Genomic DNA, 15,962 nt, shown 5'->3' on the forward strand with positions numbered 1-15,962 from the left:
ATTTATTCAGACTCCCGAACGGTTTGTTCATTGATGGGGGTATAGACCTGAGCACCTTGGGCTTTAAATTCTTTCGATTTTTGAAGCATTGCAGATGCTATTTCCTGCGGACTCAATCCAGCTTTGCTCAATTGCAAACGTGAGGCATCTTGCTCTATCTGAACTTGTTGTTTGGCGGCATATTCGCGCACGTCTTGAGTAATTTTCATGGAGCAGAATTTAGGCCCGCACATGGAACAAAAATGTGCCACCTTGGCAGACTCTTGGGGTAAGCTTTCGTCGTGATAACGTCTTGCAGTATCGGGATCTAAACCAAGGTTGTATTGGTCTTCCCAACGGAATTCGAAACGAGCTTTCGATAGCGCATTGTCGCGGATCTGTGCGCCTAAGTGGCCCTTGGCCACATCAGCCGCATGAGCAGCAATTTTATAGGCAATCAAACCCTGTTTAACATCTTCCTTATTGGGTAACCCTAAATGCTCTTTAGGAGTGACATAACACAACATGGCCACCCCATACCAACCTATCATCGCTGCGCCAATGCCAGAGGTAAAGTGATCGTAGCCTGGAGCTATGTCGGTTGTTTGCGGGCCAAGGGTATAAAAAGGCGCTTCGCTACAAATTTGCAATTGTTTGTCCATGTTCTGTTTGATCAATTGCATTGGAATGTGGCCTGGGCCTTCAACTATGGTTTGCACGTCATATTGCCAAGCTATTTTGACTAACTCTCCTAAGGTTTCTAACTCGGAAAATTGTGCTTCATCGTTAGCATCGGCGATACACCCAGGGCGCATACCATCGCCTAATGACAGAGAGACATCATAGGCGGCGCATATTTCGCAGATTTCCTGAAAATGCTCATATAAAAAGCTTTCTTGGTGATGGAATAAACACCATTTCGCCATAATCGAACCGCCCCGTGACACTATGCCCGTCAAGCGCTTCGCGGTCATTGGTACGTAACGCAGCAATACCCCAGCGTGGATAGTAAAGTAGTCTACTCCTTGCTCAGCCTGTTCTATCAATGTGTCACGGAAGACTTCCCATGTGAGGTCTTCGGCCACGCCATTTACTTTTTCCAGCGCTTGGTAAATAGGAACTGTGCCAATAGGGACAGGGGAATTACGAATAATCCATTCACGGGTTTCGTGGATATAGCGTCCCGTGGATAAGTCCATTACTGTGTCAGCTCCCCAGCGTGTTGACCAAACTAATTTTTCAACTTCTTCTTCGATGGAAGAAGTAACCGCAGAGTTTCCAATATTGGCATTCACTTTAACTAAAAAATTACGTCCAATGATCATAGGTTCGGATTCAGGATGGTTAATATTGGCTGGGATAATGGCACGTCCTCGTGCTACTTCTTGGCGCACAAATTCTGCGGTGATAGGTTGTCCCACTAGAGCACCGAAGGCATTACCTTGGGCTTTTTGACGCAAAACAGGGTCTGTTACATCTTCTCTGGCCATATTTTCACGGATTGCAATATATTCCATTTCTGGAGTAATGATTCCCGCTTTGGCATAGTGCATTTGAGTTACACGTTTGCCAGATTTGGCTTTTAATGGTTTCACTGAGCGGTTGAACCTCAAGTGCTCGAAACCATCGTCGGCGATGCGCTCTTGACTGAACTCAGAGCTGACTTGCTTTAACTGTTCAACGTCTTGCCGTTGCAGGATCCAGTCGCGACGCAGTTTGTTTAAACCTTGGTGTAAATTGATTTGAGCCTTAGGATCCGAATAGGGCCCTGTGCAGTCATACACCAGAATATCCGGATTTTGTTGGGTGATAGGGGCCTCTTTACTACCACCTAAAATCGTATCTGTTTGTGTTATTGCGCGCATACCCACACGAATATCGTGTTGCTTGCCTGATAAATATATTTTGTTCGAATTGGGGTAGGAAAAAGGTGTAAAGTTATCTATAAATTGTTTCGCATTAGCGCGAGTTTGACGACGATTTGACATTAGCAATCTCTCATATTGTTAAAAAATGAAGTTGCTTGTCTGGAGAGGTTTGGTGTTGAAAAGCGCCAATTATCTTATTAAGGGCAGATTGCGTCTAACAACCTAGAATAGCCCCCAAATTGGCAAAATAAGCGGTAAGATTAAGCCGCAATAAAAGCGCCTTAATGGTTACAGCGTTACGCTTGTTTCCTTCGCGGGTACTAGCCCGATCAGGTTCAACGGATCCCGAATAAACGGTCTCAGCCCACACAACTTAGTCAACTAAATCGTGCTAGCACTCCGACAAGAGTGCAGTAATATAAACACATTCATTTGATTTAACAAGTAAAACCAGCGAGTAATAAACTTCCCCTCCAAAAACAACGGCGAAGTTAGGGTTACGCTGTGTGAGCCGTCCTAAATACTGTTGACACTTTTCGAATTGGTTTGGGACAGTGCAATGAAATTCCCGTTAAGACTACTCGAGGTGACTATTTCCGCGGTTTTAAATTGGCGGTTGTCGACCAAATGGGAAAGGCGAATTATTACTCTACAAACCACAAAATCTCGAGCAAGCAAAGGTTATGCTGGCTGAACTTGTTGAGACATAGCATAGTCGACGATGACACTTGGCCGTTAAATACAAAACGCCCGATGAAATTCACCGGGCGTTTCAAATGAAATAAGAATCAACCTATTTCAGGACTAGTCACTTAATTATACAATTATTGAGGCGTTCTCAATACCATCAAACGTAGCTCTGTCATGTCTTCAATAGCAAAGCGAATACCTTCACGACCTAATCCAGACTCTTTAACACCACCATATGGCATGTTGTCTACTCGCCAACTTGGAACATCACCAATTACGACACCACCAACATCTAACACATCCCATGCTTTATGCGCTTTATAGATATCTCGCGTGAAAACACCCGCTTGCAGGCCAAATTGGCTATTGTTAATTTCTTCTAGAGCATCGTCATAATCACTAAAAGGAGCGATAATTGACACTGGGCCAAAGGCTTCATCAGCGCTAATGCTGGCATCGCTTGGTACGTTTTCTAAGACAGTTGCCTGCAGCATAGCTCCGTCACGTTTGCCACCACATAATACACTAGCACCTTTAGATTTGGCTTCGGCAATCCAATCATCAAGACGAGTTGCTTCAGATTCTGAAATCATAGGGCCGATAAATGTATCTTCACTTAGCGGATCGCCATGCACCAAATTCGCGACTTTTTCGACGTAACGCTTTTTAAAATCAGCATAAATAGATTCATGCACTAATACTCGCTGCACACTAATACAACTTTGACCAGACTGGTAATAAGCTCCAAATACAATGCGTTCAATGGCATCATCTAAATCAGTATCATGATCAACAATACAACCAGCGTTACCACCTAGTTCAAGTATTACCGGCTTCTTGCCTGCGCGAGCTTTAAGATCCCAACCCACATCAGGAGAACCGGTGAAACTAAGTAACTTAAATCTGTCATCGGTTGTAAACAGATCAGCTCCGTCACGACTACAAGGCAAGATTGAAAACGCACCTTCTGGCAAATCAGTTTCAGCCAAGATTTCGCCAATAATCAATGCACCTAATGGCGTGCGACTTGCTGGTTTCAACACAAAAGCACAACCAACAGCCAATGCAGGAGCAACTTTGTGAGCCGCTAAATTCAACGGAAAGTTAAACGGGGAAATAAATGAACATGGACCAATCGGAACTTTTTTATACATCCCCTGATAGCCTTTGGCGCGAGGGGTAATTTCCAAATTCATCACTTCGCCACTGATTCTGACGGATTCTTCAGCCGCAATACGGAAAGTATCAATTAAGCGCGTCACTTCGCCTCGAGCATCTTTAATTGGCTTACCGGCTTCAATACACAAAGCATATGCCAGCTCTTCAAAGCGCTCTTCAAAACGTTTTATACAGTGATTTAATATCGCTTGACGCTCGTATGGCTTCATTGCCGTTAACGCAGCTTGGCTTTTATCTGCAGCTTCAATTGCTTGGTCAATCACATCAGCTTTGGCCATTGCCACTGTAGTAGCAGCTTCGCCTGTGTACTTGTTAGTTACAACTAAATCTTGATTGGCATAAACGGCTTTATTCGCTAAATAATAAGGATAAGCTTTTTGTAACATGGTTGTTCCTATAGTTTTTGGCTAAGTTCGCGAATGGTTTTATTTAATGTTTGGTCATTCAAAGAATAGTCAACAGGCACATCAATTAGATGTACAGCTGGCTCAGCTAAACAAGCCTGTACTCTTGGTAACAATTCTTCGGCTGAATCAATCCGCCAGCCTTTGGCACCATAGCTTTGAGCGTATTTAACAAAATCGGGATTACCGTAATCCAAACCAAAATTATCAAACTCCATATGCGCTTGTTTCCATTTGATCATTCCATACGCATCGTCACGTAAAATAATCACCACTATATGCAATTTAAGGCGCACTGCGGTTTCCATTTCTTGACTATTCATCATGAAACCACCATCACCACACACGGTAATAACCGATTTATCGGGGTTTACAATCTTAGCCGCCATAGCTGACGGCAGCCCTGCCCCCATTGTTGCCAAAGCATTATCAAGCAACAATGTATTGGGTAGATAAGCAGGATAGTTCCTAGCAAACCAAATTTTATATACGCCGTTATCGAGGGTCACTATGCCGTCTTTTGGCATTGCGGTACGAATATCTCGTACAAAACGTTCCGGCAATATAGGGAAACGGTCATCATCTTCTGACACTTTACGATGAGCAATGTATGCATCATGAACATCGCTATAAAAATCAAGTTTCCAATTATTGGATGGCGTAATTTTTTGTTTAATTTGCCAAATGCTATTGGCAATATCACCGACCACTTCCAATTGAGGGAAATACACAGGATCAACCGCAGCGGAGGCGAAATTAATATGAATGACTTTTTTGCCATCATTACCCATGAAAAATGGCGGCTTCTCTACCACGTCATGACCGACGTTAATGATCAAATCAGCGCGTGAAATCACTCGGTGTACAAAGTCACCATCGGATAATGCGGTATTGCCCATGAACAATTTACCGCTTTCATCTAAAACCCCTTTCCCCATCTGTGTGGTGATGTAAGGAATACCGGTTTTTTCAACAAACTCTTTGAGCATCTTAGCGGTGAGTTTACGGTTTGCAGCAGCACCAATGAGTAAAACCGGTGACTTAGCTGTCTCTATCATGTTAACCGCACCGTCAATCGACTTATCTTCAGCGATGGGACGTCTTACGGCGCTAGCTTTGATTAATTTTGCGTTGGTTTTTTCAGCGGCAATATCTTCCGGCAATTCAATGTGAACAGCACCAGGACGCTCTTCATGGGCCAATCGAAATGCTTCACGAACTATGGATGGAATGCGATCACCACTCACCACTTGGGTGGTGTATTTGGTTAAAGGACGCATCATATCAACCGCATCTATTACCTGAAAGCGACCTTGTTTACTGGTTTTAATTGGTTTTTGGCCAGTAATCATCAACATCGGCATAGCACCAAGTTGCGCATAAGCTGCTGGTGTCACTAGGTTAGTCGCACCAGGGCCAAGGGTGGATAAACACACACCGACTTTTCCAGTTAAACGGCCATATGTTGCGGCCATGAAGCCTGCACCTTGCTCATGTCTGGTAAGAATTAGTTTGATAGGTGACTTTCTTAAGGATTCTAATAAATCGAGGTTTTCTTCGCCAGGGATACCGAATACGTATTCGACCCCTTCCGCTTCTAATGCTTGTACAAATAAATCTGATGCTTTCATATTTTTCCCATTAGATTATTGGCAAGAACTACTAGTGTAAATCTTTAAAGATAGTCCATCATTCCCATCAAGCTAAATAACAGATATTTTCCAGCCATTCAGATTTAACGCTTTAAGGGTTCGAGATTGTTCAGCATAGCTGATTGATTGTCACTCGAACGACTACTCGTTATTTTGTAGTAGATCTCATTAAATGTTGGTTTTCGTAATTATTCTCAAAAACAAGATTGAGTGTACACACAGAACTGATTGAACTTAAATGTTTAAATGTGATTACTTTAATCGATTAATTATATCAAACGAAAAAAACCACAAAACAGATTGTCAGGCGAGTTACTTTGCGGTCTTAGGTGGATTGACTTTGACAGGTCCTGCACTTTTGTTTTTATCTCGATTGCCCATTAAGCCTATGTATCTAACAAATACATTGCTCAAGTACTTTTCGGAATTAAACCCTAGTCGCTTGGCCACACTAGTCACCTTTTGATCAGTGCGCATAAGCACCTTTTTCGCGTATTCCAATCGATAATGATAGACAAATGCACGAAAATTTCGTTTCAACACGAATCTGGTGGCCAATGCTAAGGCAGCGGGTTCTACTTGTGCTGCGTCTGCAACCTGTTTAATACGAAGTCCTTTGCGTTTATAGGCTTTATGCTGAATGATCGCTTTTTCCGCTTGTTTTAAAGTATGCCTGAGCTGATCCTCAGAGTAGTTCCCTTTATCCATTTGTGAATAGGCAAAAGGTGTGGGAGAGTATTTTCGGTTTTGCACCAGAAGTAATATCAAATACAAACATCCAGTCGCATTTAGCATATTCACTAAGGTTTGCCATTGCACAATGATAGGCAACAAATCAAAGGCGGCTAAGCCGATGACACAAATAGATAAAAATGCGGTAAACATTAATACATAACAGCCGTTGCTGGTAAAACGCATTTCGAAAATATCGATATCAACTACTTGATCTGATAAGTAATAATGATAAGAAGCAAGGTATTCAGCGGCGTGAACCGCAAAACTTAATGTCACGAAGGCGCTGAATAAATAGGTCGCATAGAACGGCCAATTTAGCAATATGTCACCCATCGGCGGCGACTGTAGCATCCCAATTCTGAGCTCCGTTGGTGCTAACCAAAGTGGTAACTGCCCAGCTAAAAGCAGCACTGTGGGTATAAAAAATAGGACATTATTATTGGCAAACTTTGCCAACGTAAGTTGTCGGATACTCAGTACTAAACAGGCAATGATTAACGCCGAAAAGAATGGCGAGGAGCCTACCAAAAAATTAAGTTGAGATTGATATCCTGATAACTTTAACCACTCGTCTAAAAGTAGCAATGGCCACACCAAGATGGCGGTTAAAATTAATTTGGCGTGGGGAAATTGCTCGTAACGAACCCAGACTAAAATAAGCCCAATAAACCAGCCAACTAGCATTGAGCTAATCGCGATTTGATAGAGACTCATATCACCCATTACGTATTCACCAATATGTTTCCATAGACATTGCCACTCCTTTACTTAACTCTATAACGGTCAGAAGACTGTTTTTCTTAACCTCACTCCATTGCAAAAGCTCAGATTTATCTTCCACATCTGAATCCAATAGCTTGGTTTGAAACACATTGAGTTTGCGTAATTCCTGTATGCCCTCCAACACATCGCTCCAAGGATCAAGAAATGGCTGGCGTCGATAGTTATCCAAACACGACCCTAACAGCAAATCAGTGTTTAACGCACTAAGTAACTGTTCATAATGTTGCAGATACTCTTCCATGCTGCCAACTTCGGCGTTGATACCAGCCAATACGCTCTGCCATTTTTGCTGCAAAACTGCCTCTGCATGTTCTTTTAGCGGTTTAGTGTGGGCATCAGATTTTTGTCGCCAAGGACAAGTCACAAGTAGTCGCGATAAACCAAGTTGCAATAACGAATTATCTTGGTGGGTAATTAAATAATGGGGACGAGATAGATTTAGTGTTCCATCTTGTAATCCTCGTAAATAACTGACCAATGCATCATGCTGAGCTAAACGTTTACTATACATTCCGCGTTTTGAACGTAACGCTCGAATACTTTTTAACTGTTCAATCCAAGCCCACTTATTTAACCGCAAGTTAAGCGCTCTGCTGAGATCTTCTATGGCTTTGCATTGGAGCGCTTTGGAATATATGTGCACACAATCTCTGGTTAATCGCAAACCTACGTATATATCAATTAAATCAGTGACTTTTTTGGTTTGCATGTAGCGATATTCAGCTTTTTGCCAGAACGACAACGCGTAGCCTAAGCCTTTAATAAAGCCGCTTTCACAATCATCCGAATCTGATAAAGTGACACTGCTAATTTTTTGAGGTTCTGGCGCAATAGCATTACGGGCAAGGGTAAAGCCGCGCCCTGCTTTACTTAAATTACACAATTGACTAGGTGCTAAAGTTGCCATTTTTTCTGCGATATCAAATAACACGGCAACATCACCACTTTTCAGTTCCAACTCTATTTCACAAATGTCGGCGCTATTATCGGCAGTGCTTACTGAGCCTTTATCCAACACCAATTCTACATCAGTGCCGTCGGATAACCGCAGTAAATAGGCTTTACGTTTAAAGTCAGTGTGAAAAATCTGGATGATCTTTTCTTGTAGTTCAGCAACTGAAATATCTCGAGGCCAAATACTGGGATCAAATAATTCTAAAGAGGGAGACAATGAATCTATGGAAACATTATATTCAGGGCGCTGATGCAAACCGCCGATACTTTTGCCAGCAGTCTTAACCGTTTGTTCAATACCTTTATCACTACTTCGAACCCGTAACCCTATGCCATTCGCACTTAACAACCATTCAGGAGTATCAAAGTATTGATTAAACAAGGTAAATTCGGACGTTTCAATATTCGCTGAAAACTGTCCCAAGGTCGATAATAAGTCAGATTCGTCAATGCCATCGGGCAATAACAACTTTAATTCAATTTCTTTTTCCATTAAAACACATGTCCAATGAGAGGATAAATTAGCGGGTAATCAATGGCATAAACAATACTCCGAACAACAAACCAAGGCAATCAATCAAACCATGACTTGCCTTTGGGAATACAAGACCATACCATTTGTCTAAATTTATATTTAACATTGATGAATTATGGGCAAGCTTTCAACCACAATTTTTATTATTTTCACGTTGGCAATTAGCAACGTAAGTGCACAGCAAGAACCTAACGACAGCTCTGGTGATATTCGCTATATCACTGACGACCTATCTGCATTTATGCATACCGGTCCGACTAGGAATTACCGTATTCTAGGCTCGATTACAGCCGGTACACGTATTACGGTTTTACAAGAGAATAAAGAGACTGGATTCACCGAAGTGATCGATGATAAACAGCGCACTGGGTGGGTAGAATCTCAGTATGTTAGCAATGAACAAAGCATTCGTGAACTCGTTCCCGGACTGCAACAGAGTGCCAAACAATCTACCTCTCAAATTGCGCAACTTAACAAATCAAATGATTTATTGAGTCAGCAGCTTTCTGATTTAACTAGCCAAAACAAGGTGTTAGTTAAAGACTTAGAAAGTCAAAAGAAAGAAACTCAGAAACTGCAAAGAGAACTAGATATGCTAGATCAAAGTGCCCAAATGAAGTGGTTCACTCGAGGCGGCATTATCGCGTTAGTGAGTATTCTGCTGGGTGTAATCATTGCCTATTTACCGAAAAAGCGTAAACGCAGTGACCAATGGATGTAATTATTTAGTATGAAAAATGCACTCCTCAAACGGAGTGCATTGATGTTTGATCCCAACGCCAATCTTCAGCGTAATATCCTTTTAGTATCGAACCGACGCTTCTTCTTCCAAAGTGGTATAAACACGTCTACATTTTGACTGTATTTACACTCTATCAATCTATACACTCGCCCGATTATTAATCGCTAATCCCTTAACGGAGGTACAGTATGCTTTTTCAAGGTAATTTGGTTACTAGTTGTCCAATTCGACAAAAGATAAGAGATTTTTATCGTATAGACGAAAATTTGGCTGTGGATCATATTCTGCCTGATGCAGAAGTATCTGTCGGAGCCCGCAGTCGGGCTTGGGAACGTGCTCGAAAAATGGTTTTGCGTATACGCCGTGAACAAGAGGGACACGGCGGTGTAGATGCGCTGCTAAATGAATATTCATTGTCGACGGCTGAAGGCGTCGTGCTGATGTGTTTAGCAGAAGCGCTATTGCGGGTGCCCGATAAAAAATCACAAGATGCGTTAATCCGTGACAAACTTTCAAAAGGTGCTTGGAGTTCACACTTAGGCACCAGTGATTCGATTTTTGTGAACGCTTCTTCTTGGGGCTTGTTGCTAACGGGCAACATGGTCTCATATACCGATCATCGTAAACGCAACAGCATCGGTCTATTGAAAAAAACCCTTGGAAAAATGGGTGAGCCGGTAATTCGTAAAGCCATGAACATTGCGATGAAGGTAATGGGCAAACAGTTCGTCATGGGTGAAAACATTGATGATGCATTGAAACGGGCCGCCGAAAAAGAACAACAAGGTTATGTGTATTCATATGACATGCTTGGTGAAGGGGCGCGCACCGCTAAGGACGCTCAGGCATATTACGATGCTTATGAAGAAGCTATTCATGCAATTGGTAAAGCTGCCAACAAAAAGGGGCCTAAGCGCAGCCCGGGTATTTCAGTAAAATTATCAGCCATTCATCCTCGTTATGAATTTACCAATCGTGAAGAAGTGTTGGAGGTCATTCCTAAACTTTTAAAACAACTATGTATGTTGTGCAAAGATTATGACATTGGTTTAACGGTAGATGCAGAAGAAGCAGATCGTTTAGATATCTCGTTAGATATCATTGAAAAAGTATTTTCAGATCCAGATTTAGGTGATTGGAGCGGCTTCGGTTTAGCTGTTCAGGCATACCAGAAACGCTCTTTATATGTACTTGATTGGCTCAGAGACTTAACCTTAAAAACGGGCCGCACTATGATGGTACGACTAGTGAAGGGTGCCTATTGGGATACGGAAATAAAAAATGCCCAACAAGCTGGTTTGGAACACTTTCCGGTCTTTACTCGTAAATCATCCACAGATGTTTCATACCACGCCTGTGCAAACCGCTTGTTAGCGTACAAAGACACCATATACCCGCAATTTGCTACGCATAACGCATACACAGCTTCGGTTATTCTAGAACTGGCTGGAGACGATAAAGAAGGTTTCGAGTTCCAATGTCTTCATGGCATGGGCGATAGTTTATATGACCAAATTGTGGTTGAAGAAAAAGTACAATGTCGTGTTTACGCGCCCGTTGGTGAACATGAAGATTTGTTAGCCTATTTAGTCAGAAGACTATTGGAAAATGGGGCTAACTCATCGTTTGTAAACGCCATTGTAGATGACAGCAAACCGGTTGAAGACTTGCTCGAAGATCCGGTTGAAAAAACCCAACGATTAAAATTCAAATATAACCAGCAAATTCTTAAACCGATAGATTTATACGGTGCTGAACGGGCTAATTCGAAAGGCCTAGATTTAACCGATATCAATCATATTGCGCCGCTTAAATTAGCCCTTGATCGTTGGCAGTCAGAAAATTATGTTGCTCAGCCAGAAGAAAATGAGACCATCCATGTGGTTCGAAATCCAGCCAAGCAAGATGAAGCTATCGGCCACTTGGTGTATGACTCACCTGAGCAAATAAAACATAAGTTGGAATTAGCCGAACGCGCTTTTCAAAAGTGGTCAAACACGCCCGTCGAAACCAGAGCAGAAATATTAAGACGCACTGCTGACGCACTTGAGCGTAACTCCGATGAATTAATGGCATTATGCTTAAAAGAAGCGGGGAAAATAGCCCAAGACGCCATCGATGAGATTCGTGAAGCCGTTGATTTTTGTCGCTATTATGCAGCAAGAGCTGAAGAGTTATCTGAAGATAATCGACTTAGCCCTCGGGGTGTAGTGCTGTGCATAAGCCCTTGGAACTTCCCGTTAGCCATTTTCTTAGGGCAAGTAGTTGCGGCTTTGGTTACAGGAAATACGGTACTCGCCAAACCTGCAGAACAAACCAGTTTGATCGCCATTCGAGCGGTGGAACTGATGGAAAACGTTGGACTTCCAAAAGGTACATTGCAAACCCTTGTGAATAAAGGTCCGGTTATTGGCGATGTGCTACTCCCTGATTCACGGATTAAAGCAGTGATATTTACCGGCTCAACGCAAACCGGTAGCTTAATCGCCAAAGAACTAGCTAACAGAGGCACTGAACAGGTGCCACTGATTGCAGAAACTGGTGGTCAAAACTGCATGATTGTTGATTCAACAGCGCTGCCAGAACAAGTTATTGATGATGTTATCGCATCTGGATTTCAAAGTGCCGGACAACGCTGTTCCGCATTGCGAGTATTATTTTTACAAGAAGACATTGCCGATACCATTATTGAAATGTTAATTGGTGCCATGCAAGAGCTAAGAGTCGGCGACCCATCCATGCTATCTACCGATATTGGTCCTGTTATTGACCAAAAAGCGCTAAACAGTCTGCAGCAGCATGTTATTGATATGCAAGGAAAAGCGAAGTTACTTTACGACGCACCTTTGCCGGAAGATTGTAAAAACGGTTTCTATTTCACACCTAAATTATATGAAATTGATAACATCGATGTGTTAACCCGAGAAGTGTTTGGTCCTTGTGTGCACATTGTTCGCTTTAAAGAAAAAGACACCCTTAATGTCATTCAACAAATTAATGGAACAGGCTTTGGCTTAACCATGGGCGTGCACTCAAGAATTGATGAAAAGGCCATGGAATTAGGTCGCTTGTCCCGTGCAGGTAATGTGTACATCAACCGCAATATGATTGGTGCGATTGTTGGTGTTCAACCTTTTGGCGGCAGAGGACTGTCCGGCACTGGACCTAAAGCAGGTGGCCCTAATTATCTACCTAGATTGATGATCGAAAAAGCCACTCCGTTGAAGAGTGAAGTCAAAGATGAATTACAAATTCAACAAGTTTTTGAAGCATCAGGGATTGATGAAAGCGGTGCGCTGAAAATAATGAATAATGCCGCAGAGGCAGAATTTGATTGGCGTTCGACTAATCTTACTTCTCGTATTTCTTGGGTTCGACAGCTACTTGCTAAGCTAGCAAGAGTCGATATTCTCGATGATTTGGCTGAAGATTTAGATCAAACTTTAGCGGTTTCTAGAGCTCAACTGATTAAAATTCAAAAAATGCTCAAAGCGCCTACTGAGTTGCCAGGACCAACAGGTGAATCCAATACCCTCTATCTAGAACCAAGAGGAGTGCTGTTATGTTATGCCGATGAGCAGGTAACATTTGAATATTGGGCATTATCTATTGTAACTGCGTTGGCTACAGGTAACGTAGTAATCGCGGTTGTTTCTGATTTGTTTTACGATGAAGCCACCGAATTCGTTAACAAATGGCGTTCAATTGGCGCACCAGAAGCGGTACTTCAGGTAGCTAAATTATCCCATTTGCAAGCGCTATTAGATGCGCCGCAACTTGCCGGTGTGGTAATAGATAGTCAAAGTCATAGCAAGGCGTATTTGGCGCAAAAATTGGCTCAGCGTGAAGGCGCTATTTTACCTGTCATCACTTCTGAGTATTCTGACAATCTTATTCAACGGTTATTAACTGAAAAAACCATTAGTATCGATACCACTGCATCTGGCGGTAACACTAAGCTAATGACCTTAGAAGAGTCAGATGATTAATTTGCTATTTGCGGCATAATTATCACAAAAAACAATGAACCCAAACCTGTGAGCCCTGTCTCACAGGTTTTCTGGGTTATTTTTACTCAGTTAATGCATTTTTAGCTTGGCTGCTATATTCACTCTAGTGACAGCCTAGTTTGTGTGATTGCACTTTCAATCGAAAATTATTATTCATACAAGGAGTTTGCACGTGTTTGTTTTCGCAAAATTATTGAAGGCCTTACATTCAGATGCCGGCCCTTGGTCCCTAGCCTTTGGCATTATGTTAGGAATGATTTTCGGTCTAACCCCACTGATTAAACTGCACAATCTGATCATTTTATTTGTGGTGTTATTTTGTCGAGTCAACCTTTCCACATTTATCCTTTCCTGGGGCGTGTTTTCAGCATTAGCGCTAATACTCGATCCGATGATGATGAACATCGGCGAAGCCATTTTAACCAGCGAAAATTTACAGAGCATATGGACGAGTTTTTATAACACTGGATTTGGCCGGCTAAGTCAGTTCTACAACACCTTGACCATGGGCAGTCTGGCGCTGAGTTTGGCATTATCACCTTTGGTACTTATTGTGAGTCGTATATTAGTCGTCAAATACCGTGAACACTTTTTAGCATGGGTCGAACAATGGCGAATATTACAAATCATCAAAGGTAGCCGTGTGTATCAAATGTATCAGCGCTTTGGAGGTTAATCATGAATAAAATTATTCGTTGGCAAGGACTGGTAGGCTTTATAGCGATAGTAGGCTTAATAAGCGCTATTTTGATTCTTTTTTTAGATACATGGATAAAACTGGCAACGACCATTGGTTTGGAAGAAGTCACAGGTGCAGAAGTGAATATCGAATCTGTATCTCACAGCTTTTCGCCATTTGGGGTTACTTTTGAAAATATACAATTAACCGATCCGAATCAACCTACTCATAACCAAGTTCAAGCAGACAAACTAACCGCACAAATCGAGTTAGCGCCGCTGTTATTAAACAAAATTATCATCGACGATATGACTATCTCTGGAGTGGCTTTTAGTCAACCACGAGAAACTGAAGGTAGTGTTTATAACGTTTCACGTATTGAAGCGGGAGCCAAATCGATTGTTGATCCGCAAAATATTCCCAGTGTCGACGAAATATTAGCCCGTTCACCTTTGAAAACAGACAAAGCCATAGAAGAAGTTCAGAACTCATACGCTCTACACAGTGAAAACGTAAAAGCAAAATATGCTGAACTTCCTAGTAAAGAGAAACTTCAAGATTACAAAACTGAAATAGAGTCTCTTACCCAAACAGATTATAAAGATCCAATTAAACTTGCTGCCGCTAAAAAACAATTCGATGCCCTACGGGAAGAAATCAACCTAGATAAACAAAAGATTGAGGCCTTCAACGAGGCAGTAAAAGCTGCACAAAAAGATTTATCTCCCAAGTTAGCCGAACTGAAATCTGCTCCAGGACAAGATTATAAGCAATTGCAAAATTTGATTGCCGGTGACCAAGGCGCAATTCAAGACGTTACTCGAATGATCCTTGGCGATAAAGCCGCCGTTTGGAGCAACTATCTATTAAGTGCATACCAAATCGCGGCGCCATTAATGGGCAATGCTCAAAGCGAACAGCAGCAACAGCGCGCCGAAGGTAAGTGGATTGAATTTGCTGATGCCGCTGAACTCCCAGACATCTGGGTTAAAAAAGCAGACATTTCCCTTACATGGCAACAAGAAACCATTGCTTCTAAATGGTTAAACATCACCCACCAACATAACAGAATAGGCCAACCAACTACTTTTAAGATTGATTCAAGCACGAGTTCGTTATGGCAATCGTTGAAAGTAGACGGAGATTTTGAATTTTCAGATCTCGGTATGGTTGCACGTCAGGAGTGGGATCTGAAAGGCATTAAACTGCAGGAAATTGCGCTGCTAGAAGAACAAAAGCTATCAACCAAAGTTGAAAGTGCGTTAATGGGCAGTAGCGGTAATTTAGCCGTTGCCAATGGCATAATGAAAGGCACGGGTAACATTGACTTCAAGCAATTGAGCATGGCCGCAACAGGCACCAATAACCTAACAAAAGTGATCGCAGAAACCCTAACCGGCTTGAGCAACCTTAACATTAATACCAAGATTGCTGGCAGTTTCGAGCATCCCGATGTTTCCTTTAGTTCCGATTTAGATCAGCAAATTGGCAAAACCATGTTAACCAACCTGACTGCTGATCAAACCTCTAAACTAGGAGAATTGCGCACTAAACTTGATAGTAAAGCGCAAAATGTTTTAGGCGACAAAAACGCCCAATTAACTCAATGGATTGATTGGCAGAGTGTGGCGGATGGCGATTTGGGCAGCATGGAAGAAATGTTAAACGCGCAGTTTAATAACGTCCTTGAAAAACAAAAAGATAAGCTCAAAGATAAACTAAAAGATAAATTATTCGGCAACTAGTTATCAT

The 15,962-nt window shown here is 42.1% G+C and carries 9 protein-coding genes and 1 riboswitch; of the genes, 4 read left to right on the forward strand and 5 right to left on the reverse strand.

Going from position 1 to position 15,962, the window contains the following annotated elements:
- Window positions 1-2: 2 nt before the first annotated feature.
- From thiC to KO530_RS13915, 5 genes are all read right to left on the reverse strand, one after another.
- Window positions 3-1,967, reverse strand: coding sequence for a phosphomethylpyrimidine synthase ThiC (gene thiC, locus KO530_RS13895; RefSeq protein ID WP_216049038.1), 1,965 nt, complete (start codon window positions 1,965-1,967; stop codon window positions 3-5).
- 169 nt (window positions 1,968-2,136) lie between these two features.
- Window positions 2,137-2,259: riboswitch (TPP riboswitch) on the reverse strand.
- Window positions 2,260-2,671: 412 nt separating this feature from the next.
- Window positions 2,672-4,102: an aldehyde dehydrogenase family protein gene (locus KO530_RS13900; protein WP_216049039.1), complete on the reverse strand. Its 1,431-nt coding sequence runs from the start codon at window positions 4,100-4,102 to the stop codon at window positions 2,672-2,674.
- A gap of 8 nt (window positions 4,103-4,110) precedes the next feature.
- The gene (locus tag KO530_RS13905; RefSeq protein ID WP_216049040.1) at window positions 4,111-5,751 is read right to left on the reverse strand and encodes an acetolactate synthase large subunit; all 1,641 of its coding nucleotides are present in this window, start codon (window positions 5,749-5,751) and stop codon (window positions 4,111-4,113) included.
- Window positions 5,752-6,084: 333 nt separating this feature from the next.
- The gene (locus tag KO530_RS13910; protein ID WP_216049041.1) at window positions 6,085-7,230 is read right to left on the reverse strand and encodes a helix-turn-helix transcriptional regulator; all 1,146 of its coding nucleotides are present in this window, start codon (window positions 7,228-7,230) and stop codon (window positions 6,085-6,087) included.
- A gap of 7 nt (window positions 7,231-7,237) precedes the next feature.
- Entirely contained in the window at window positions 7,238-8,737 is a 1,500-nt protein-coding gene (locus tag KO530_RS13915; RefSeq protein ID WP_216049042.1) for a CYTH domain-containing protein, read from the reverse strand.
- A 157-nt stretch (window positions 8,738-8,894) separates the two neighbouring features.
- Here KO530_RS13915 and KO530_RS13920 point away from each other — a divergent pair, with 157 nt between their 5' ends.
- From KO530_RS13920 to KO530_RS13935, 4 genes are all read left to right on the forward strand, one after another.
- A complete protein-coding gene (locus KO530_RS13920) occupies window positions 8,895-9,500 on the forward strand; it encodes a TIGR04211 family SH3 domain-containing protein (RefSeq protein WP_216049043.1) in 606 nt (201 codons plus the stop codon).
- 209 nt (window positions 9,501-9,709) lie between these two features.
- Window positions 9,710-13,510 carry a bifunctional proline dehydrogenase/L-glutamate gamma-semialdehyde dehydrogenase PutA gene (putA, locus tag KO530_RS13925; RefSeq protein ID WP_216049044.1) on the forward strand — a complete coding sequence of 1,267 codons (3,801 nt, stop codon included), beginning with the start codon at window positions 9,710-9,712 and terminating at the stop codon, window positions 13,508-13,510.
- Between the two features lie 193 nt (window positions 13,511-13,703).
- Window positions 13,704-14,207, forward strand: a complete 504-nt coding sequence (locus KO530_RS13930; protein WP_216049045.1) for a TIGR03546 family protein — start codon at window positions 13,704-13,706, stop codon at window positions 14,205-14,207.
- A 2-nt stretch (window positions 14,208-14,209) separates the two neighbouring features.
- Window positions 14,210-15,955: a TIGR03545 family protein gene (locus KO530_RS13935; RefSeq protein WP_216049046.1), complete on the forward strand. Its 1,746-nt coding sequence runs from the start codon at window positions 14,210-14,212 to the stop codon at window positions 15,953-15,955.
- The last annotated feature ends 7 nt before the right edge of the window (window positions 15,956-15,962 follow it).

It is taken from the genome of Aliiglaciecola lipolytica (assembly GCF_018860635.1).
Taxonomy (GTDB): Bacteria; Pseudomonadota; Gammaproteobacteria; order Enterobacterales; family Alteromonadaceae; genus Aliiglaciecola; species Aliiglaciecola lipolytica_A.

Coding starts and splice junctions, on each gene's coding strand:
- thiC (WP_216049038.1), bottom strand. CDS start 1,967: ATGTCAAATCGTCGTCAAACTCGCGCTAATGCGAAACAATTTATAGAT.
- KO530_RS13900 (WP_216049039.1), bottom strand. CDS start 4,102: ATGTTACAAAAAGCTTATCCTTATTATTTAGCGAATAAAGCCGTTTAT.
- KO530_RS13905 (WP_216049040.1), bottom strand. CDS start 5,751: ATGAAAGCATCAGATTTATTTGTACAAGCATTAGAAGCGGAAGGGGTC.
- KO530_RS13910 (WP_216049041.1), bottom strand. CDS start 7,230: ATGGGTGATATGAGTCTCTATCAAATCGCGATTAGCTCAATGCTAGTT.
- KO530_RS13915 (WP_216049042.1), bottom strand. CDS start 8,737: ATGGAAAAAGAAATTGAATTAAAGTTGTTATTGCCCGATGGCATTGAC.
- KO530_RS13920 (WP_216049043.1), top strand. CDS start 8,895: ATGGGCAAGCTTTCAACCACAATTTTTATTATTTTCACGTTGGCAATT.
- putA (WP_216049044.1), top strand. CDS start 9,710: ATGCTTTTTCAAGGTAATTTGGTTACTAGTTGTCCAATTCGACAAAAG.
- KO530_RS13935 (WP_216049046.1), top strand. CDS start 14,210: ATGAATAAAATTATTCGTTGGCAAGGACTGGTAGGCTTTATAGCGATA.